The following is a 17107-nucleotide window of genomic DNA, read 5'->3' on the forward strand; positions in this document are numbered from 1 at the left end:
GACGGTATGTCAGGCACCAAGAAAAGGAAGAGGTGCAAGAGCAGGCGCAGTTAACACTGCAGTAAACAACGCCCCCTTCTAGGGGGCTAATGCAAAGCCACCTTCTTTAGAAGGTGGATCTTTTACTCCAACTGAAACTCGCACCTTGAAATGGTTTGGGTATATAAAGCCCAGCACTGTATGAAGTACTGGGCTGTTTTTTTAGGATTGATAGTCGTAGTAAATCAAAATACACACCAGCTAACCTACTTAGATCTAATCTTCGCTTAAAAGATTGAAAAGTTTATGTTACAACGGCACTAACATTACTTTTTAGTTACAAACATGACTGAACTTTACCATTGGTTTGATTTAATCGGCGTAGCCGTGTTTGCTGTTTCTGGAACGCTATTAGCGTACGACAAAAAAATGGATGGCTTTGGGGTTGTTGTGTTAGCCACAGTCACTGCTATTGGCGGTGGAACTGTGCGCGACGTTATTTTAGATGTGCCCGTATTTTGGTTACATGATCAAAGCTACTTCTGGGCTATATTACTTTCTGTATTTGTTACCACCCGTTTAATCAATAAGCAGCGTTCTATTTCACTTAATGCGCTGCAAGTGGCAGATGCTTTTGGTTTAGCATTTTTTGCTGTGATGGGGGCACAAAAAGCGATGCTTGCCGGTATGCCTGATACCACCGCGATTATTATGGGTGTGATCACAGGGTGTTTTGGTGGCGTTATCCGTGATGTGTTGGCTGGAAATATGCCGATGCTGTTAAAAGGTGAGCTCTATGCTATTACTTGCATCGCAGGTGGGATTGTTTACACATTAAGTATCTCACTGGGTTTAGTGACCGAAATGGCCATGGTGTTGGCTATGCTTATGACCTTATCACTGCGTTTAGCTGCAATGAAATGGCACCTTACATTACACGTTTTTAAATATCCCGACTAAGATTAGTATTAAGAATGAATGATAGGGACATCATGGATCGTGTCTTTAGCTAGAATATTTTCTCGTGCACAAGTAGGTGTGCAAGCTCCTGAAGTGATTGTAGAAGTACACTTAGGCAACGGCTTACCTGCTTTTCAAGATGTGTTTTCTTATGCCTTTAGTAAATCGTTGTACAACGATTTATGCATTTAGTTCTATCATGAACGTTCAAGTACCTATAGTTGGTGTAAGTTCCATGAATTAAAGTTAGCTTCCGAATAACTTTTGGAATAGCATGTTTGAAAAGTTATTAGGAAATGGAGCATTCATGGGTGAGCTGCTAACACAACGCGGAAAAGTGATCTATATATCAGATGAAAGTAAGCGAATTCGAAACCTTTCAGAAATTTCAGCCCCACTGAGTGCTGATGATATTGTTGATGCAGCGGAAGAATACGATAGCGAAGGAGATGCTTACCCGTTTAAGAGCTCTATTGATTACGATGTAGTGGTTGGTGATCAAAGATACCCCCCTAAAGCACTGCTTGGTATTGCTTTGTCTAAGTACTATGGTGTGCAGATTTTGCCTGAGCACTTCATAGGTGGTGCAAGTAGTAGCTGTTTCAGCATACTCAATAAGTTAAAGTTTACAATTCTCCCAAAAGAAAGCGTGAAGCGGTGCGAAGAAACTTTTCAGTTCGATGGGTTTGAGGAGGGAAGTACCTACACGAAGCTCGAGGCTTTCAGAAGAGCAGGTGTACGAGTACCTAATCAAGCTCGAGATATTCCTGGGCCAACGAGATTTATGAATTGTGTTGTTTTGTTTGTCACTCTTGAAAAGGCAAATAAGGCACTTGCCCATAAGTATAATGATCAGTTTCTGTTAGGGGGCCTGATGTTTCAATGGGAGTCTCAAAACAGAAACACAGTATCGACACCTCACATGAAGATGATTTTGGAAGGTGAGCCAGTAGTTCTTTTTGCTCGTATTCATGAGAAGGTAGGTGGTAAGTCTCAACCCTTTGTATATGTTGGACAACTTAAATATATTCAACATAAATGCAATCCTACTCCAACACGTCCAATCGAAGTGGTGTTTGAACTCTCCAATTACAGGGCTGACGCATCAGGTGAGCTCTTGAATCTATACGAGTGGCTTCCAGGTGAGGATAGTGACTTAAAGCACCTTGATATCAATTGCACAGAACTAGAGCAAACAGCGGCTCCTAAGCGTGCTTCTAAGCCAAAGAAAGTTAGCTCAAAGAAAGCCCCTAGGAAAGTTGACTGGGCCGATATTGATGAGCGTAATAGAGACCTTGGCTTAATTGGTGAAAAGCTTGTCCTCGAGTATGAGGTTAAAAGGCTAAAAAGTTTAGGGCTAGGTGAGCAAGCTAATAGAGTAAAGCACGTAGCAGTAGACGATGATACTGCCGGCTATGACATCCTGTCTTTTGATGAATACGGAAAAGAAATTTACATAGAAGTCAAAACAACTACCCAGTCAATGAGTACCCCATTCTACATTTCTAGGAATGAAGTCGAGGTGTCCAGAGAGAAAGGTGAACAATACTGGATCTATCGTGTGTATTCAGTATGTGCAAGTTCTCAAAAGGCTTTATTTTATAGCTTGCAAGGTGATGTGGAGTCGCATTTTGAAATAGTTCCTTATGGGTATAAGGCGTACCGAAAGTGAACTTTAGTTCATGCAACTACACAAGTAGAGTGCAGCTCTATGTTTGAGATAGCGTCAAGTTGTTCAGGTGACTCATGAACTTTAAAAACTTACCTCTTGGTGACGTCGATGCGTTCTCCTTACGTAATTTCATACAACTTTCTTCATTACTACTACTGAGCTCTTGCTCAGATAAAGAAGAGTGGCGAGGAATCGTCGTTGAGCCAGAAAACCGATGCTCAACATACAATAGAGCAGACTACTACTACCCTCAAAATATCGAGATGGAGGTGATTGCTGCTATGGGAGGTATTATATACGGCCCATACACAGGAACTGTTTATGATAAACGAGAGCATACAGACATAGAGCATATCGTTGCGCTCTCAGAAGGGCATGATAGTGGTATGTGTAAAGCAAGCCAGAGAAAAAAGAGAGAGTTTGCTACAGACCTTCAAAACTTAACATTAGCGTCACCCTCAATAAATCGTTGTACAAGAGAAGGTAAGTGTGGCTTAGATGCTGGTGAGTGGCTACCCAAGAAGAATAAGTGTTGGTTTGCTCATAGGGTAGTATTGGTCAAACGAAAATATAAACTAAGCGTAGACATTAATGAGGCAAAAGAGTTGGAGTCAATACTATCTAGGTGCAAGGATATGGACATGATTTTTTATTCGGAAAGCTATAAGTAGCACCTTATAATTTGCTTCCTAAGGTATCTATCTGGTAAAGAAACTCCAGCCTTGGATTTGGTGTTGAGAGCTAGTACAACAGCTCCCTACACTGTTTTTCATCCACGCTATGCCGTTTATGTCCTTTTTCTATTTTGTAGCTCCTGCATGTACTGATTGAGTTGTTGTAAGTCAGCTTCAATCTCTTCGATTATAGGGTATGGGTCTCCAACAGGGGGGGCACTATCATGGCCAGTAAAGAATATGCTGCACTTTGTCATTGCTCTATTTACAGTCAAAATATCTTCATTTGTGATATCGGTGAGTTGCTTTAACCGGACAGTTTGAACTCCTCTCTCGAATCGGCTAACAACTTTGTTTAAAAGCTTTTCTTCAACAAGCCGTTCCCAACTTTCTCTAAGGCGCCCGTAAAACTCCCTTGTAGCACTTCTAAACTCTGCTTCTGTTCCATTCTCATCAACCTTTTTAATATTCCTTAATTCAGCATTGAGAGCTTTTATGCGCTTGCTTGTGGTGAGTGCCTCCCATGGAGCAGACTCTCTTACCAAACCTGCTTTGTCTCTTCTTGAGCGTTCGAGAGCGCAGCTTTCATGCGTTGCTCCCCTAGACTCTGCGGCTTCAAGTAAAAGTTTATAAAATACAATGTCATGAGTGAAAACTATGACTTGCCTCTCTAGTGATTCCGACACTAGCCGTTCTGCGACACGACTTCTCCATTGGTGACTAAGTGAGTTTACAGGATCATCAAAGATCACTGCTGAATTTCTATGGTCTGCTTTCATCTCAGCGAGAAAAGCTGCAATAGCTATACAGCGCTGTTCTCCTTCACTTGCAATTTTTGATACCAAGGGTTCATTTCCATCCTTAATGACAAGTTTCATTTGCTGGTTTGCACCTTTGGTTCTTGTACTAGCTTTAACAGTGAATCGAATAAACCCGAATAACTTCAACTCCTCATCGAATGCTTTCACTAGTGGAGTAATGAGACCCTCTTTACTGATCTTAGCTGCTAATGTTGAGACAGGCTTAGTATTGCACTGCTGACCTAAGGCATTCATTTTTTCAATAACCTTTAGCCTTTTAAGATTACTTAAAATGAACTCTCTGTTGTTAGAGATGAACTTCCTATCTTCGAGGTTTCGCAATTCGAGCTCTTTGGCTCGAATTAGACTTTGCAGGTCTTCATCGGTCTTTATTGCGTCACGTTCAGCAGTCAATGAATCGATCAAGCTTTTAAGCTCTTCTTGTACTGATATGTCTATTGTTTCAGTAGGTAGGGGGTCATTTGATGAACTTGTGCACAATTGCTGCCTCAGAGTTAATTGGTTAAAAAGCTCTTCAAATCTCTTCGCCGAATTGGGTCGTATTTTGTTCAGCTCCATAAGTGCAGCTTTGTGATTTGATAAGGAAAGGGGCTGCTTTGAAATCTCTGATATTGCACTATTCATCTGTGTGTATGCTTTAGTGGCTTCGGTTGCTGCATTGTCAGCCAAAAACTCACTGAGAGATTTCATCTTTTGCTCACTTGATAGCGTAACTCCCTGTAAACACAAAGGGCATGTATCACCATGTTTTAAAGGGAAACTACGAGCGGCTGGCTCTTGCTCTAAAAAGCTTTTTGCAGCATTCCATATTTTCTGCCAACTTATGCCAGCTATTGTCTCGAATGGGATGTCATTTAAGATAGCCATTTTTAGTTGATCTGCATGCTGCTGTTTTTCAGCGTAATCTAAACGCAATTGTCTAAGAGTTGTTAAGGCTTTGTCCCCTAGATAGTTTAGTACATTTGATGAGTGCCTAAAAAGAGAGTTCAGTAGCTCTATCTGTTGATTAAGAGTTGCCTTTTTGGTTGCGGTAGTTTGCGTTTTATCTATCTGGATATCTTTGTGGAGTAGCTCAATCCTTTCATCTTCATGTGCTAATGCGCAATGTTGCTCTAAGTCACATGCGTCACTTTGAGCTGACAGATTCCTTATGAATAAAGCTGCGGGACTATCGGAATTTAAAGGTGGCAGGGGGATTAGACCATTGCCACCCATCGTATCTTCATTAACTATAGCTTTAACCTGACTAATGGCTTTGGACAACTCTGTGAGTAAACTCAGGCCAACAGGCTTGAACCCCAGCTCATCTTCTTTGTTTACGTAGTGATGTGCTGAGGAACTGTCAAAGACACGTACTGATTTTAGGTAGGAGTTAGCTGGAAAGTCAGGCTTCCATTGAAAGCTTTGCTTATGCCCATTAATACCTACAGTGATATTAGCTTCTGGAGAGGGGTTGTGTGCCTCAAAAATGTTACCAATAATCTGTGGCGTATCACCCCGGGTCAAGCACGCGTTTTTTAAGATGTTTGCATAGCTCGATTTACCTGCTCCATTGTCACCATAGATAATGTTTAGTCCTGAGTCTGAGAATCTAAGCTTTTGACCCTCCGCTAGTAGACCAACTCCTTTGACACTTGAAATTTCATCAAGGTTAATCGCTTCTGTTTCATGCATATAGCCACTGAAATTAATAGGGGCCATGGCTTCTATAGATAAAGGAGATGGGGGCTCTAGGTTATGTTCAACACGTGCCACATGATAAATCTCATTTAAATGTTGCTGTTCTAACTGACCATGCCTTAGGGCTAACCTAATTGAGTGTTTCCACCACATAGGCTTGTCTTCTGACCATAGAGATATTTGTTCAATTGCTGTCATGAATTAGTCCTTTAAATTGAATTATGCACTTGAAAGGCTATGGAGAGTTTTCAGAGCAAGTTCGTGTGTTGAGTGATATAGGGCTTAATTTTTAGGAGTTAAGCCGATAACCCTTCTTCTAAGTTTTGCTTGTACTTAGACTGTAGTCGTTTCACTGTTGAGGCTGATACACCCAGCAGCTTACCTACCTTTGAAATTGAGTTTGTCGTCCTTAGCATAGCAACTTTTTCTGGAGTGACCTTTGGTGGTCGCCCTATAACTTTACCTTCTGAACGAGCTCTGGCTTGCCCCTCTAATGTACGTTCACGAATTCTGTTGCGCTCAAATTCAGCGAATGAGCTTAGTAGTTGTAACATTAGCCGCCCCTCAGGTGATGATAGATCCTTTGATGGGAGGTCTAAACAGTGAAGCTTTATTCCTTTACTTAGAATTCGATTTATCGTGTTTTGGACATCGATGTTATCCCGACCTAACCGGTCTAGTTTCAGTACGACTAATGTGTCGCCATCCATTAGCTTATTCTCGAATAAGTTTTGAAACTCCTTCCTATCCATCGCAGAAACATAACCTGATACATTCTCATGAATAACAAAGCGTTCATCAACATCGTAGCCATGGTTTTTAAAAGCTAGCACTTGGTTCTTAGTTGTTTGTTCTGCTGTTGATACGCGACAGTAAAAGTAAGTTCTATGGCTCATATACTCAATCCCTGGTCAATAAGTGCCCCCATACTAATGAGCCTAGCTCAAATGTTCAAGCTGTACTTCTGAGCTAACTCTCTGATGGCTCAATTGATATGGCTCATAAATGGTTATTTTTGGGCTAGACTAAAACTTAACCATTTAAGGACTGAGGTAACTATAACTATGTGCCTTGCAGGGGGTTCAACGTATTGAGATGAATATAGTGCTTCGGGTATATGCAGTCGGCTCCGACTGGCAAGGTAGTATGAATAAGCTCAAATCCACTGCGCTGCAAGGCCGTAATTTTTCGTACCGACAGTAAGCCTTTTGTAGTGATTGTGTTTGAAAAACACTATATATACTATGGGGAAAGGCGATTTAGCAGTGTGTTCACTAACGGCTTTGCTCACAACGCATGTCATCATATATGTATGATTAGTGAAATCGACTGCATTATAGCGAATTTGGAGCCTAATCGTTTGCTATGAATCAGGGAACAGCTGAGTGCCCCGATGGTTGCCTATTTATGATAATGACAACCCCCCTAAAAATCTGAGCACCATTTCATTGAATTCAGTGAATGGTGCAGTATAAATTGATTAGGGATGTCAGTTACCAATTTTGTAAGGATACACCCAATGAATGACCGTTATACCCTCTTGAAGTCCGTCGCAGATACTATTAGTACCTATCGTAATGGTGCACTAGAAAAGCCAACACCAGAACATGTAGGTCGCTGGCTTGAGCAGTTCACACCTGAGAATCAGCTACCTTTTATTCGTGAGTTCGACCATGTGCTAAAGAAAACCTTCATCACGGAAGCGAGTATTTGGCAGTACCTAAATAACTTAGTAACTAATGCAGAATTGGTTGGCAGTGATAGCCGTTCATTTTGGTTAAGCGCTAATTTTTTGAACATTCAGTTAAATGGGCACAGTCAAACAGAGATGATTAGGTGTTTTTCAAATTGTCTAATGAGCACTTTTGGGTTCTCGACGAGAGACTGTGGGAAAGTGGGAGGTGATTATATTTACTTAGACGACATCATGTTTAGTGGGGGAAGGGTAAAAAATGATCTAGTGAAGTGGATAACAACTAGTGCACCTCAACAAGCAAAAGTGCATGTAATAGTCGCGGCAAACCATTCTTTAGGAGTATTCTTGACTAACCGGGAGCTCGATAAAGTTATAGCTGAATCAGGTAAAAATATCGTGATAAAGTGTTGGAGGATTTTTACATTGGAGAACAAGAAAGCTAATAAGCACGTCTCACAAGTGCTTTGGCCATCAATGGTTCCCAATGATGAAGATGTGCGGCGTTATATAAACTTACCCCATAGATACCCTCTAGAACTTAGGCAACCAGCTAATGTAACCGTAGAGCCATTCTCATCAGAGGAGGGCCGAGTAGTATTAGAAAGTGAATTTTTGATTGCTGGGGCTAAAATATTATCGAAAGTAGAGAACCCTAAACCATCTTTACGTCCGCTTGGTTATAGCGGCTTTGGTGTCGGATTTGGTAGTATGCTCGTAACATATAGGAATTGCCCAAACAATTGTCCTCTAGCGATGTGGTGGGGGGATTCTAGCACAAGTTCTGGCGCCTTGAGCTGGTACCCTCTTCTTGCACGAGAAGGCTATTCACATTTAAGGTTAGGAAGAATTTTTAATGCTCTCTAAGGCTCAAGGTGAAGGCAGACCTTTACGAAGCTATTCAAGAGAAGACGCGGTTGTCTTTAATAAAACTAAAGAAGCGTTTGGTGGGTTGTCAAATATGGCATCAGGCTACCCTCTGTTGGTAAATGGAGTTGACATCTTAACAAGTGAAGCTTTGTATCAGGCCTGTCGTTTCCCTCATAATCCAAAGCTCCAACAGGTTATCGTTCAGCAACTCAGCCCTATGAATGCTAAGAAGAGGAGTTGGGAGCATTTGCAGGATTCAAGAGGGGACTGGAATGAAGTCAGACATATGGTTATGCGCTGGTGTTTACATGTAAAGCTTGCACAAAATTATGATGAGTTTGGAGAGTTATTACTCAGTACTCGGGACTACCCAATAGTAGAGCTATCGTGGAAGGATGACTTTTGGGGAGCTCGCCCAATGGATAATAATGAGAGTGTGCTGGTCGGTCAAAATGTTCTAGGAAGGTTACTTATGGAACTACGAGAGAAGTTAAAGCTAGATACCACTGATAGGCTAAGGAGCGTTCCCCCAATGAAGATCCAAGACTTCATGCTCTTTGGTCGCACAGTTGAGACCGTCCGCCCTGTTGAGGGAAAGGGAGGAAAGCCTCAAGCTGAATTATTTTGACTTCTTCACTTGAATTAAACACGATACGTATCCTGATAAGTCGTGAAGACTTATTATAAGTGAGAAACCTCTTTCAAAAATTCCGAATAGTTACGGTAGCTTAGGTAGTCTTTTTGCCTATATATAGAGAAAATGTTCCCTTGTTGGATGTGAGACTCAATACATGACTGGGTAAACTTTTCCCAGCGAAGTTTGGATGGAGGTTTGAGTTTGCTTGAGCTGTACTCATTGGCATTCTTACTTTTTCTTGTACTGTCCTTACTAGCTTCTTTGGCCGAGTATGAGAAGTGATAAAGTAAGCTCCAGTAGTTAGATACGTTACTTCGGTCTATAGTTCTGGCAGAGTTTCTCATGTAGCAAAGAGCTAAGTTGAACTTTTTGGCGAGAGGCATTAAACGCTGAGCTAACTTAAAGCCACTTTGTAGCTGGCTCCCATCAACCATGAGCCACAAATGATAGTGTGGGTAGCTTCCTTCTTTAGAAAATTCCCGGCTCCAAAAAAAGCCAAGGCGTCGAATTTTTATGTTTCTATTGCCTGTACCTTTTCTGTTGCTCTCGACCAGGTGTTGTTTGCCGTATTGACTATACATGAAAGATCTTATGTCCCTCATTAGTTGCGAGATTATAGTGTTTTTGCCTTCACCTATAACACACTTGATCCTTTCTGGGTCTTGACACTCATTAGCGACTTTACTCGAGCGAAAGTTTACTGTTAGTGGCACAACGAGGACTTTGCGGTGGTGTTGCAACATAATGTCTAACTGCTTCTTGAACATCACAAGCATCTTTTCATAACACCCTGAGTCCTTTGTAACATTTATATGAACTGGCAAGTTATCAATCATAGCCCAATCCTCTTTGAGTACCTTTTTATTACCTACTACCATGCTTACTTAACCTATATTGATAATAATATATACCTAGCGACAACTTGGTCCTTCACTAGAAATTAGGCTAGTTATAAAAAACTGCGCTACAGAAGGTTCCATCTAAGGTTAGTTTGGGGAAAAGCTAGAAAACTTAACTACAATCTGTCACCTTGAATTTCGACAGCATTCTACTTGTGCAATTTTTTCTTTGGAAGAGGTTTTTGCAAAAAAACCTTTAAATTCAAAACGTTGTACAATGATTTTCTTTTTCAAATCGTTGTGCAACGATTTGAAAAGTCACAATAGTAGTGGAATAAAGCTACATACTTAGAGCTCGTCAATTCCCAGGTATTCAGATAGTGGTGCCCTGTCTACCATGAGTAGTCATCCAATAGATGTTTCATGCAGTATTGTTTCTTTGTGATAGTTGCTCAACACCACAGCGACGCCACCTGTCGCTCTCTGTAGTGCTTTCTGTGAGGCTTTTTGTGGTATCTTGTTGCAATCCCTTGCTTTTTTCCTAAATGCCCTCCTGGTTCGTTATGTGGTGTTTTTCGTTTTGTGTTGTATCAGAGTACAGTCCACTTACGAAAAGTTATAAGGGGCTTTTAAAAATTTTCGTGCCAACGTCATAGTAGACTCCATCTAGGTGGAATGAGTTGGCTAACTTTGAATGTGCTCTTTTAGCTTTTGGGTGCACTTTGAATGCTCTACCATACTCCACTACTTCGGAGTTCTTTGCGAGTATGAAGATGCGGCTATCATGTGTTCTACTGATTGTCAGTCCTTGAGTGCGTGCGGGGTACTCGACTGTAAGAATTACATCGTCCCTAAACTTCATTTCAACTTTATCTTTGTGTAGGCAGATGCATATTTGTTGGCTTTCAAGAAACTGGCTAAGAGCACTTAACGTCAAAGGATCAAGCCTTACAGATTGGCCCTTGTAGTACCTTCCCCAATTTTTTCTGTAAAGCTCTAAGTCATTTACTGATATTACTTCTATTATTTCATCCATGTGTACCTTTACTTCAAGATCTTGCTGTTGAAGCTTTAACATGTCTAACTTTGAGCGAGCCTCATTTCGCTTTGTTGTGAGTGCTGCTTTTTCATCCTCATCATGCGCTTCGAAAATTTCATCAGAATAGTGGAGTAGCCTTTCTACCATGCTCGATATTTTCTTCTCTAGCTCAACTAGCTTGTCTTTTTTTGAAAATTCTAGGTCTTGGCTCTTCCCTTGACTTTGTTGTAATTCCAGCATGCTGAATTGGTATAGCTTTTTTTCTATAAACTGACAAAAGTGTAACAGCAGCAGCTTCTTAGAAAATTGACTACTTTCTTTACAAAGCCCTCTGACTCGGTTCTTACAAATGTATACTCGATTGTCGTTACCTTTATTGTAGAGCTTTGCGTCTCCGCCGCAGGCACATCTGACAACATTAACGAAGATGTCTTGAGGGGGTTGATGCGACACATCCGAGGTTCTGAAATTTTTACTTTTAGATTCCTTAATCGACTGGGCTTTCATATACGTGTCAGTGTCCACTACCTGTGGGTAGTAGCCATCACAATGATCACCCGTTCTATCGCGCTGATTAAATTCTATAGCGCCGAGCACTTTTCTCGTAAACAAAATTTTAGCAATATAGCTTCCGTGCCATCCTTTGCCGTTAAACCCATCTACATTTTCTGTGTTCAGCTTTGACGCTATAGCTGTTGTACCTAAACCCTCTTCGACATACATGTCAAAAATACGTCTGACAACCTCAACTCGTGAGGGGATCGCCAAAAAACACTCATCTTCTTGACTCCAGGTTAACCAGCTCGGGCAATTTGACACATACTTCTTTAGTAGCCCAGACTTTACTTTTTCACGAGCAACTTGCTTGCCTTTTAGAAGGCGCTCCGACAGCTGCAACGAGTATGAGTGTGCCCCTTGAATCTTGATTATAAGTTGGAATACTTTGAATCCGTTTATATCTTCTCGTGCATATGACTGCCCATCTTCAAGAGTTATGATAGTGACCTTCTTGATTAGGCTTGTGATTATTTCGAGCATCAACTCAGCACTTAACCTTCCTAGTCTGTCAATTGACTCAACGAGGAGTACGCTCCCTTCTTGGATAATGCCATTATTGCAACCCTCTAGAAATTTTCCGAGCATGCCTCCTTTTTCAATATGCTTCCCTGTATAACCTGATATACCTAGGTCCTTGTAGCTGCAATCCATGAGCTCATATTCTTGGTTATTATCTATCCACTTCCTTATTGCAGTTTCTTGCCTTTCTAAGCTTGACTTGAAGCTTTGTTGATGTGTGCTGAATCGTATGTATGAATAAGCCTTTTTTTTCATCTCTGTGATTTGCCCTGTCGTATTTGGTCAGCATAGTATCAAGGGCATAAGAAAATACAATTCATATCGTTGGCTTGCCAGAAGCGTCAGTCAAAGAGTCAAAAGATAGAGTGCGTAGCGCACTCGAAAACTCACAGTTTGGCTTTCCTGACCAACGAATAACCGTCAACCTTGCGCCTGCTGATTTACCTAAAGAGGGTGGCCGTTTTGACTTGGCTATTGCAGTGGGTATCTTGGTCGCCTCTGGGCAAATAAACTGCCCCGATATTCATCGTTATGAGTTCTACGGAGAACTGGCTTTAAATGGTGAGGTAAGAGGGGTGAATGCTATTTTGCCTTCGGTGTTAGGAGCGAAAGAGCAGGGTCGCTGTTGTTTCTTACCCGCTGAAAACGACAATCTCGCAAGTCTTGTGTCGGGCGTTTCTCGAAAAGCCGTTTACTCCTTACAAGATGTTTGGAATGACTTATTAAATCAGCAACCTCTGCCACTTAATATTTGTTATCCAGAGCAGCAGTCGCAGCGTGACTCGCTACTCGATTTAAGTGATGTGAAAGGCCAACCTGGAGCCAAAAGGGTACTCGAAATTGCTGCGGCTGGTGGCCATAATTTATTGTTTCTTGGTCCTCCAGGTACTGGCAAGTCAATGCTTGCCCAGCGTATGCCAACGATTATGCCAACCATGTCGGATGATGAAGCAATTAGCACTGCCGCGTTATATTCGATAATTGGTCAATCGGTTGATTTATCGAATTGGCGTGAACGCCCCTTCAGAAACCCACATCATACTTGCTCTGCTGTTGCCCTTGTTGGTGGTTCCTCAAATCCTAAACCGGGTGAAATCTCTCTCGCTCATAATGGCGTTCTGTTTTTAGATGAGTTACCCGAATTTGAAAGAAAAGTGCTCGACTCATTGCGTGAACCAATGGAAACGGGCGTGGTGACTATATCGCGAGCGGCACGACAAATGGAATTTCCATCGCAATTCCAGCTGATCGCCGCATTAAATCCTAGCCCCACAGGAAGCCATACCGATAAGCGTGCAACGCCAGATCAAGTATTGCGGTATTTATCTCGAGTATCTGGACCATTTATCGATAGGATTGATTTACAAATTGAGCTGCCGAGACTCACCAGTAGCCAATTACAGAGCACGCAAGTAGAAGAAAGCAGTGAACAAGTAAGAGCCAGAGTTGAAAGAGCTTATGCAATTCAACTCAACCGGCAAGGCAAAGTGAATGCGCGCTTGAATAATAAAGAAATGAGCATTCATTGTGAGTTGGCAGCTGCTGAGCTGCAGTTTTTAGCAAAAGCCAGCGAAAAACTGGCGTTATCACCACGCTCATATCATCGTGTTATTAAAGTGGCGCGTACCATTAGCGACTTGAAAGCACAGCCAGCAATTACCTTAAATGAATTAAAAGAGGCGTTGAATTATCGTGCGTTTGAACGGCTAATAAGCCAATTAACGCAGTTTTAGTGAGCTTTTAAATTGATAGCATGTAGCCTTTACCGCGAACGGTTACGATACGCTTTTGGTCTTTTTCATCGCTGAGTTTTTTACGTAAGCGGCCAATAAGTACATCAACGGTACGATCGCTTGGGCTCCAGTCAGGCTGACCAATTTCTTCGGAAATTTTTTCACGTGATGTCGCTTTACCCGCATTTGCAATAAGGCAAATAAGTACCTTGTGTTCTGCTTCAGTAAGACGAGACTCTTCACCATTAGGGGTGACTAATGTGCGGTTATCAGGGTGCAGTTTAAAGTCGGCATATTCAATAAACTCTTCGCTCTCATCATCTTGCTGAGAGCCTTTTATGCGTTTAAACAGGGCGCGCATTCTTAGTTCAAGTTCAAGTAAGTCAACTGGTTTGCAAATGTAGTCATCGGCACCTTGTGCAAGACCTGCAATACGGTCAGCTTGCGAGTCACGACTAGACAGCACAATAACGCCAATGTCTGTTAGTGCATTAAGCTCTTTGGCAAGCAAAAGCCCATCGCGTTTTGGTAACACAATGTCGATAACGGCTAAAGAGATTGCTTTTTTTGATGAAGCACGCGATTGTACAATGCTTAATGCATCTGCACCCGTTGAATCTACCTCAATATTAAACTCAGTTTCATTAAAATGATTAAGAATGCGTTTAACGAGTAGTTCGTCGTCTTCAACCAATAAAACTTGAATAGTCATTCGCTTTAATTTCACACTTGATTTGTTGTAATGTTAGCACTGTATGGCAAAGGCTGAGAAGAGTCATGATAAGGTTTATAACTATTTCTTACAATTTAATGGCTTAGCGATAGTTGCAAAGGATGAAAGCTGAGCACTCGCACAGTGCTCAGCCAAGTGATTAAACTACTTTTCAGGATAAAGGTGTTGCCACCATTGTGGCTGATCTTTTAAGTTTTTATCGAAATAAGCCAACATGGTATTCCACCAGTCGAAGCGTTTATCACGAGCAAAAATTTGGTGATCTGCACCTTTGTACTCAATCAGGTCAACATCTTTACCTAATAATTTTAATGCCGTGTACATATTGTGGCTTTCACCAACCGGTACGTTGGTATCTGAATCACCATGAAGGAGTAATAACGGTGTTGTTACTTTGTCAGCATGAAAAACCGGGCTGTGTTGGCTGTAAAGTGTAGGATTGTTCCACGGATAGCTATTTTTAGATGCTTCAGCTGAGTATAAGTAACCCCACCAGCCTTGGCCCCAATACGAGGTGATGTTTGAAATTCCAGCATGAGCAATCGATGCACTGAACATATCTGTTTTAGTTGCGAGTAGCATGGTCATAAAGCCGCCGTAAGAGGCCCCTAAATTACCCACACGTTTACTATCTACAAAGTTATATTTATCTAAAAAGGCTTTAGTACCGTCGATGATATCGTTGGCGGTGTATTCACCCCATGCGTTGACGTGTTTAGCCGAGAACTCTTGGCCAAAGCCTGTTGCGCCCGTAGGTTGTACAACGTAAACAACATAGTCATGCTCAGCCCATAGGTTAAATGGGTAGCGACCGGTAAAACCACGGGTTACTGGCGATGTACCACCATAATAATAAACCAGTGCAGGGTATTGTTTATTGCTATCTAAATCATGGGGTAAATAAACGCGGCCCTTAATTTCAATGCCATCTTTATTAGTAAAGTTAAACTCTTCCAGTGAGGCTACTTGCGTATTTTCATAGCCAATTGGTTTAGAATCCCAGACTACTTTAGCGCGGCTCTTACCTAAGCTGAGTTGTTTTAACTGCTGAGGTGTTGACGCTGTGGTGCCGGTAACCAAAATGCGTGGGGTACGCTCGTTTGAGTAGCTAAATTGCTCCACAACATCAAAGCCCGTATTCACTTTATTAAAACGCTTTTTGCTCAAGTCGAATTGATAAAGTTGTACGGTATCTTGCTCGGTAACTTTAATAAGCGCATCACCGTTTTCAAGCACATTTAACTGGCCGATAGCTGGGTTAAAAGCCTTACTCAGAGCGCTGGCTTTTTTACCGTCACGGCTTAGCAAATAAAGTTGACCGTCATAGTTATTCGCAAGCATCCCTTCAGGAAGATTACGACCTAAGCCATTATTAAAATCTGGTCCGGCAGTGACATAAATTCCGTCGTCAGTATATTTGGCCTGATTAAATGTATTGTATTGACCAAGTACCGTAAGAGCCGATGTAGCTAGGTTTAGCTCAACAAGCTCTGTTGCTGGCTGTGGTGATAGCTGCATTGCTTGTGCTGAGCGGCTCATTAAGACGTGACCGCTTTTAGCGTCAAAATCTTCAAGTGAATGGCTAAGTGGTCCTTGGCTTAAGGTTTTGCTTAGACCTGTTGCGATATCGAGTAAATAGACTTGCGACGTGGTACGAGCATAAGACCAACGATCTTGCAGGCCTTGGTAATGTTTAGTGAGCTTGCCATTGTCTGTTGGAGACTTCGACCAACTAAAAATTAAGCTGTTGTTATCGAAAAACTGAAAGCCACTTGCACCCGCGAGGTTTTTAGCAATGACGCTAAGTTGCATGGTTTTTAGGTTTAAACGCTTAAGCTCGCCATTTAATAAATACACTAAGCTTTTGCTATCTGGGCTCCAAGTTATGTTACTCGGCTGGGCTGACTCAAAGCGATAAAGTGTATTGTTTTTTGCGTCTTTAAGCTCAGTAACATATTGCGCTTGATTAGCGGTTGCATCTTCGTAATGACGTTGGCTAGTTATGAAGTAATCGCCATTTGGCGCCATTGAAATATAACTAACCGTTGGCGCATCGAATAATTGCTTAGCCGACAAACCGTGTTGTTGTTTAGCACTAAATTGCACAGCATCTAGTTCTGACTTAGCCGTAAAATCAAGCTCAACCTCATTCCAGTTGGCTACTTGCTCAGTGATGATAATAAACTGATGATCGCCTTGGCTTAAAGCTAGCTCATAGCTTTTATTTTTTTCTGTTTGCTTTTCACCATCAATAAATAGCTGCGCGTTTTCAATGCCTTTAAGTGTTAATGAGCCTTGGCTAAAACGTTCAGTTGAGGCGGTAAATTTGAGTGCCTGTAAACCACCAAGTGTTAGCGCACTCACTTTATCGAATGATTGCCAGTCAAGTTCATTACCAAAAACACGCATGCTATCGCTGCTGTTTTGCAAGCTTGGTAATAGGTTAGCAATAATGGCATCGCGATGATTCGTTTGATATGGCTTAAGTTGCATATCTTCGCCAAGAGGGCCAATAAATTGCACCGCTGATTTATCAATGGCAGCGGCCATCGCAGTACTGCTTAACGCACATAACGCTAATGCACTAAATGTTGTTTTTAGCTTGGCTGATTGGCTTAGCCAAGTAGTAGAAAGTGTCATAGTTTCGCCTGTTGAAGGTAATTTAAACCAATATAGCACGCTGCAAATTAGCCAAAAAGT

12 protein-coding genes and 1 pseudogene are annotated in these 17107 nt (G+C 41.7%); 7 read left to right on the plus strand and 6 right to left on the minus strand.

The window, feature by feature from the left end:
- The first annotated feature begins 324 nt into the window (after positions 1 to 324).
- The 4 genes from L1272_RS17580 to L1272_RS17595 all read left to right on the plus strand — a co-directional run bounded on the left by L1272_RS17580 (position 325) and on the right by L1272_RS17595 (position 3282).
- Positions 325 to 939, plus strand: coding sequence for a trimeric intracellular cation channel family protein (locus L1272_RS17580; protein ID WP_138600951.1), 615 nt, complete (start codon positions 325 to 327; stop codon positions 937 to 939).
- Positions 940 to 957: 18 nt separating this feature from the next.
- Positions 958 to 1131, plus strand: coding sequence for a hypothetical protein (locus L1272_RS17585; RefSeq protein WP_235373966.1), 174 nt, complete (start codon positions 958 to 960; stop codon positions 1129 to 1131).
- Between the two features lie 82 nt (positions 1132 to 1213).
- Positions 1214 to 2611, plus strand: coding sequence for a DUF3427 domain-containing protein (locus L1272_RS17590; RefSeq protein ID WP_235373967.1), 1398 nt, complete (start codon positions 1214 to 1216; stop codon positions 2609 to 2611).
- 74 nt (positions 2612 to 2685) lie between these two features.
- Complete coding sequence (locus L1272_RS17595) at positions 2686 to 3282, plus strand: GmrSD restriction endonuclease domain-containing protein (protein WP_235373968.1); 597 nt, start codon at positions 2686 to 2688, stop codon at positions 3280 to 3282.
- 116 nt (positions 3283 to 3398) lie between these two features.
- On the opposite strand, the gene L1272_RS17600 is transcribed toward L1272_RS17595, so the two are convergent.
- Both L1272_RS17600 and L1272_RS17605 read right to left on the minus strand, forming a co-directional pair.
- A complete protein-coding gene (locus L1272_RS17600; RefSeq protein ID WP_235373969.1) occupies positions 3399 to 5984 on the minus strand; it encodes an AAA family ATPase in 2586 nt (861 codons plus the stop codon).
- Between the two features lie 98 nt (positions 5985 to 6082).
- On the minus strand, positions 6083 to 6682 hold the full coding sequence (locus tag L1272_RS17605; RefSeq protein WP_235373970.1) for a recombinase family protein: 600 nt from the start codon (positions 6680 to 6682) through the stop codon (positions 6083 to 6085).
- A gap of 623 nt (positions 6683 to 7305) precedes the next feature.
- On the opposite strand from L1272_RS17605, the gene L1272_RS17610 reads away from it, so the two are divergent.
- Positions 7306 to 8346, plus strand: a complete 1041-nt coding sequence (locus L1272_RS17610; RefSeq protein ID WP_235373971.1) for a phosphoribosyltransferase-like protein — start codon at positions 7306 to 7308, stop codon at positions 8344 to 8346.
- Positions 8336 to 8977, plus strand: coding sequence for an NADAR family protein (locus L1272_RS17615; RefSeq protein ID WP_235373972.1), 642 nt, complete (start codon positions 8336 to 8338; stop codon positions 8975 to 8977). Before L1272_RS17610 ends, L1272_RS17615 begins: the two co-directional genes overlap by 11 nt.
- Positions 8978 to 9030: 53 nt before the next feature.
- On the opposite strand, the gene L1272_RS17620 is transcribed toward L1272_RS17615, so the two are convergent.
- Entirely contained in the window at positions 9031 to 9864 is an 834-nt protein-coding gene (locus L1272_RS17620) for a hypothetical protein (RefSeq protein WP_235373973.1), read from the minus strand.
- Between the two features lie 577 nt (positions 9865 to 10441).
- On the minus strand, positions 10442 to 12196 hold the full coding sequence (locus L1272_RS17625; protein WP_235373974.1) for a recombinase family protein: 1755 nt from the start codon (positions 12194 to 12196) through the stop codon (positions 10442 to 10444).
- Between the two features lie 62 nt (positions 12197 to 12258).
- Here L1272_RS17625 and L1272_RS17630 point away from each other — a divergent pair.
- Positions 12259 to 13674, plus strand: a pseudogene (locus tag L1272_RS17630) (YifB family Mg chelatase-like AAA ATPase); the annotation flags it as partial.
- A gap of 7 nt (positions 13675 to 13681) precedes the next feature.
- Here the strand turns inward: L1272_RS17630 and L1272_RS17635 are convergent.
- Positions 13682 to 14386 carry a response regulator transcription factor gene (locus tag L1272_RS17635; RefSeq protein WP_194442637.1) on the minus strand — a complete coding sequence of 235 codons (705 nt, stop codon included), beginning with the start codon at positions 14384 to 14386 and terminating at the stop codon, positions 13682 to 13684.
- Positions 14387 to 14551: 165 nt separating this feature from the next.
- Positions 14552 to 17047 (minus strand): alpha/beta hydrolase family protein, encoded by a 2496-nt coding sequence (locus L1272_RS17640; RefSeq protein WP_235373975.1) that lies wholly within the window; start codon positions 17045 to 17047, stop codon positions 14552 to 14554.
- Positions 17048 to 17107: the final 60 nt, after the last annotated feature.

The sequence above is a fragment of the Pseudoalteromonas sp. PAST1 genome (genome assembly GCF_021532515.1).
GTDB lineage: Bacteria > Pseudomonadota > Gammaproteobacteria > Enterobacterales > Alteromonadaceae > Pseudoalteromonas > Pseudoalteromonas simplex.

Bases quoted from the DNA above. Each gene is read 5' to 3' on its own strand.
- L1272_RS17580 (WP_138600951.1), top strand. From the start codon at position 325: ATGACTGAACTTTACCATTGGTTTGATTTAATCGGCGTAGCCGTGTTT.
- L1272_RS17585 (WP_235373966.1), top strand. From the start codon at position 958: ATGATAGGGACATCATGGATCGTGTCTTTAGCTAGAATATTTTCTCGT.
- L1272_RS17590 (WP_235373967.1), top strand. From the start codon at position 1,214: ATGTTTGAAAAGTTATTAGGAAATGGAGCATTCATGGGTGAGCTGCTA.
- L1272_RS17595 (WP_235373968.1), top strand. From the start codon at position 2,686: ATGAACTTTAAAAACTTACCTCTTGGTGACGTCGATGCGTTCTCCTTA.
- L1272_RS17600 (WP_235373969.1), bottom strand. From the start codon at position 5,984: ATGACAGCAATTGAACAAATATCTCTATGGTCAGAAGACAAGCCTATG.
- L1272_RS17605 (WP_235373970.1), bottom strand. From the start codon at position 6,682: ATGAGCCATAGAACTTACTTTTACTGTCGCGTATCAACAGCAGAACAA.
- L1272_RS17610 (WP_235373971.1), top strand. From the start codon at position 7,306: ATGAATGACCGTTATACCCTCTTGAAGTCCGTCGCAGATACTATTAGT.
- L1272_RS17615 (WP_235373972.1), top strand. From the start codon at position 8,336: ATGCTCTCTAAGGCTCAAGGTGAAGGCAGACCTTTACGAAGCTATTCA.
- L1272_RS17620 (WP_235373973.1), bottom strand. From the start codon at position 9,864: ATGGTAGTAGGTAATAAAAAGGTACTCAAAGAGGATTGGGCTATGATT.
- L1272_RS17625 (WP_235373974.1), bottom strand. From the start codon at position 12,196: ATGAAAAAAAAGGCTTATTCATACATACGATTCAGCACACATCAACAA.
- L1272_RS17635 (WP_194442637.1), bottom strand. From the start codon at position 14,386: ATGACTATTCAAGTTTTATTGGTTGAAGACGACGAACTACTCGTTAAA.
- L1272_RS17640 (WP_235373975.1), bottom strand. From the start codon at position 17,047: ATGACACTTTCTACTACTTGGCTAAGCCAATCAGCCAAGCTAAAAACA.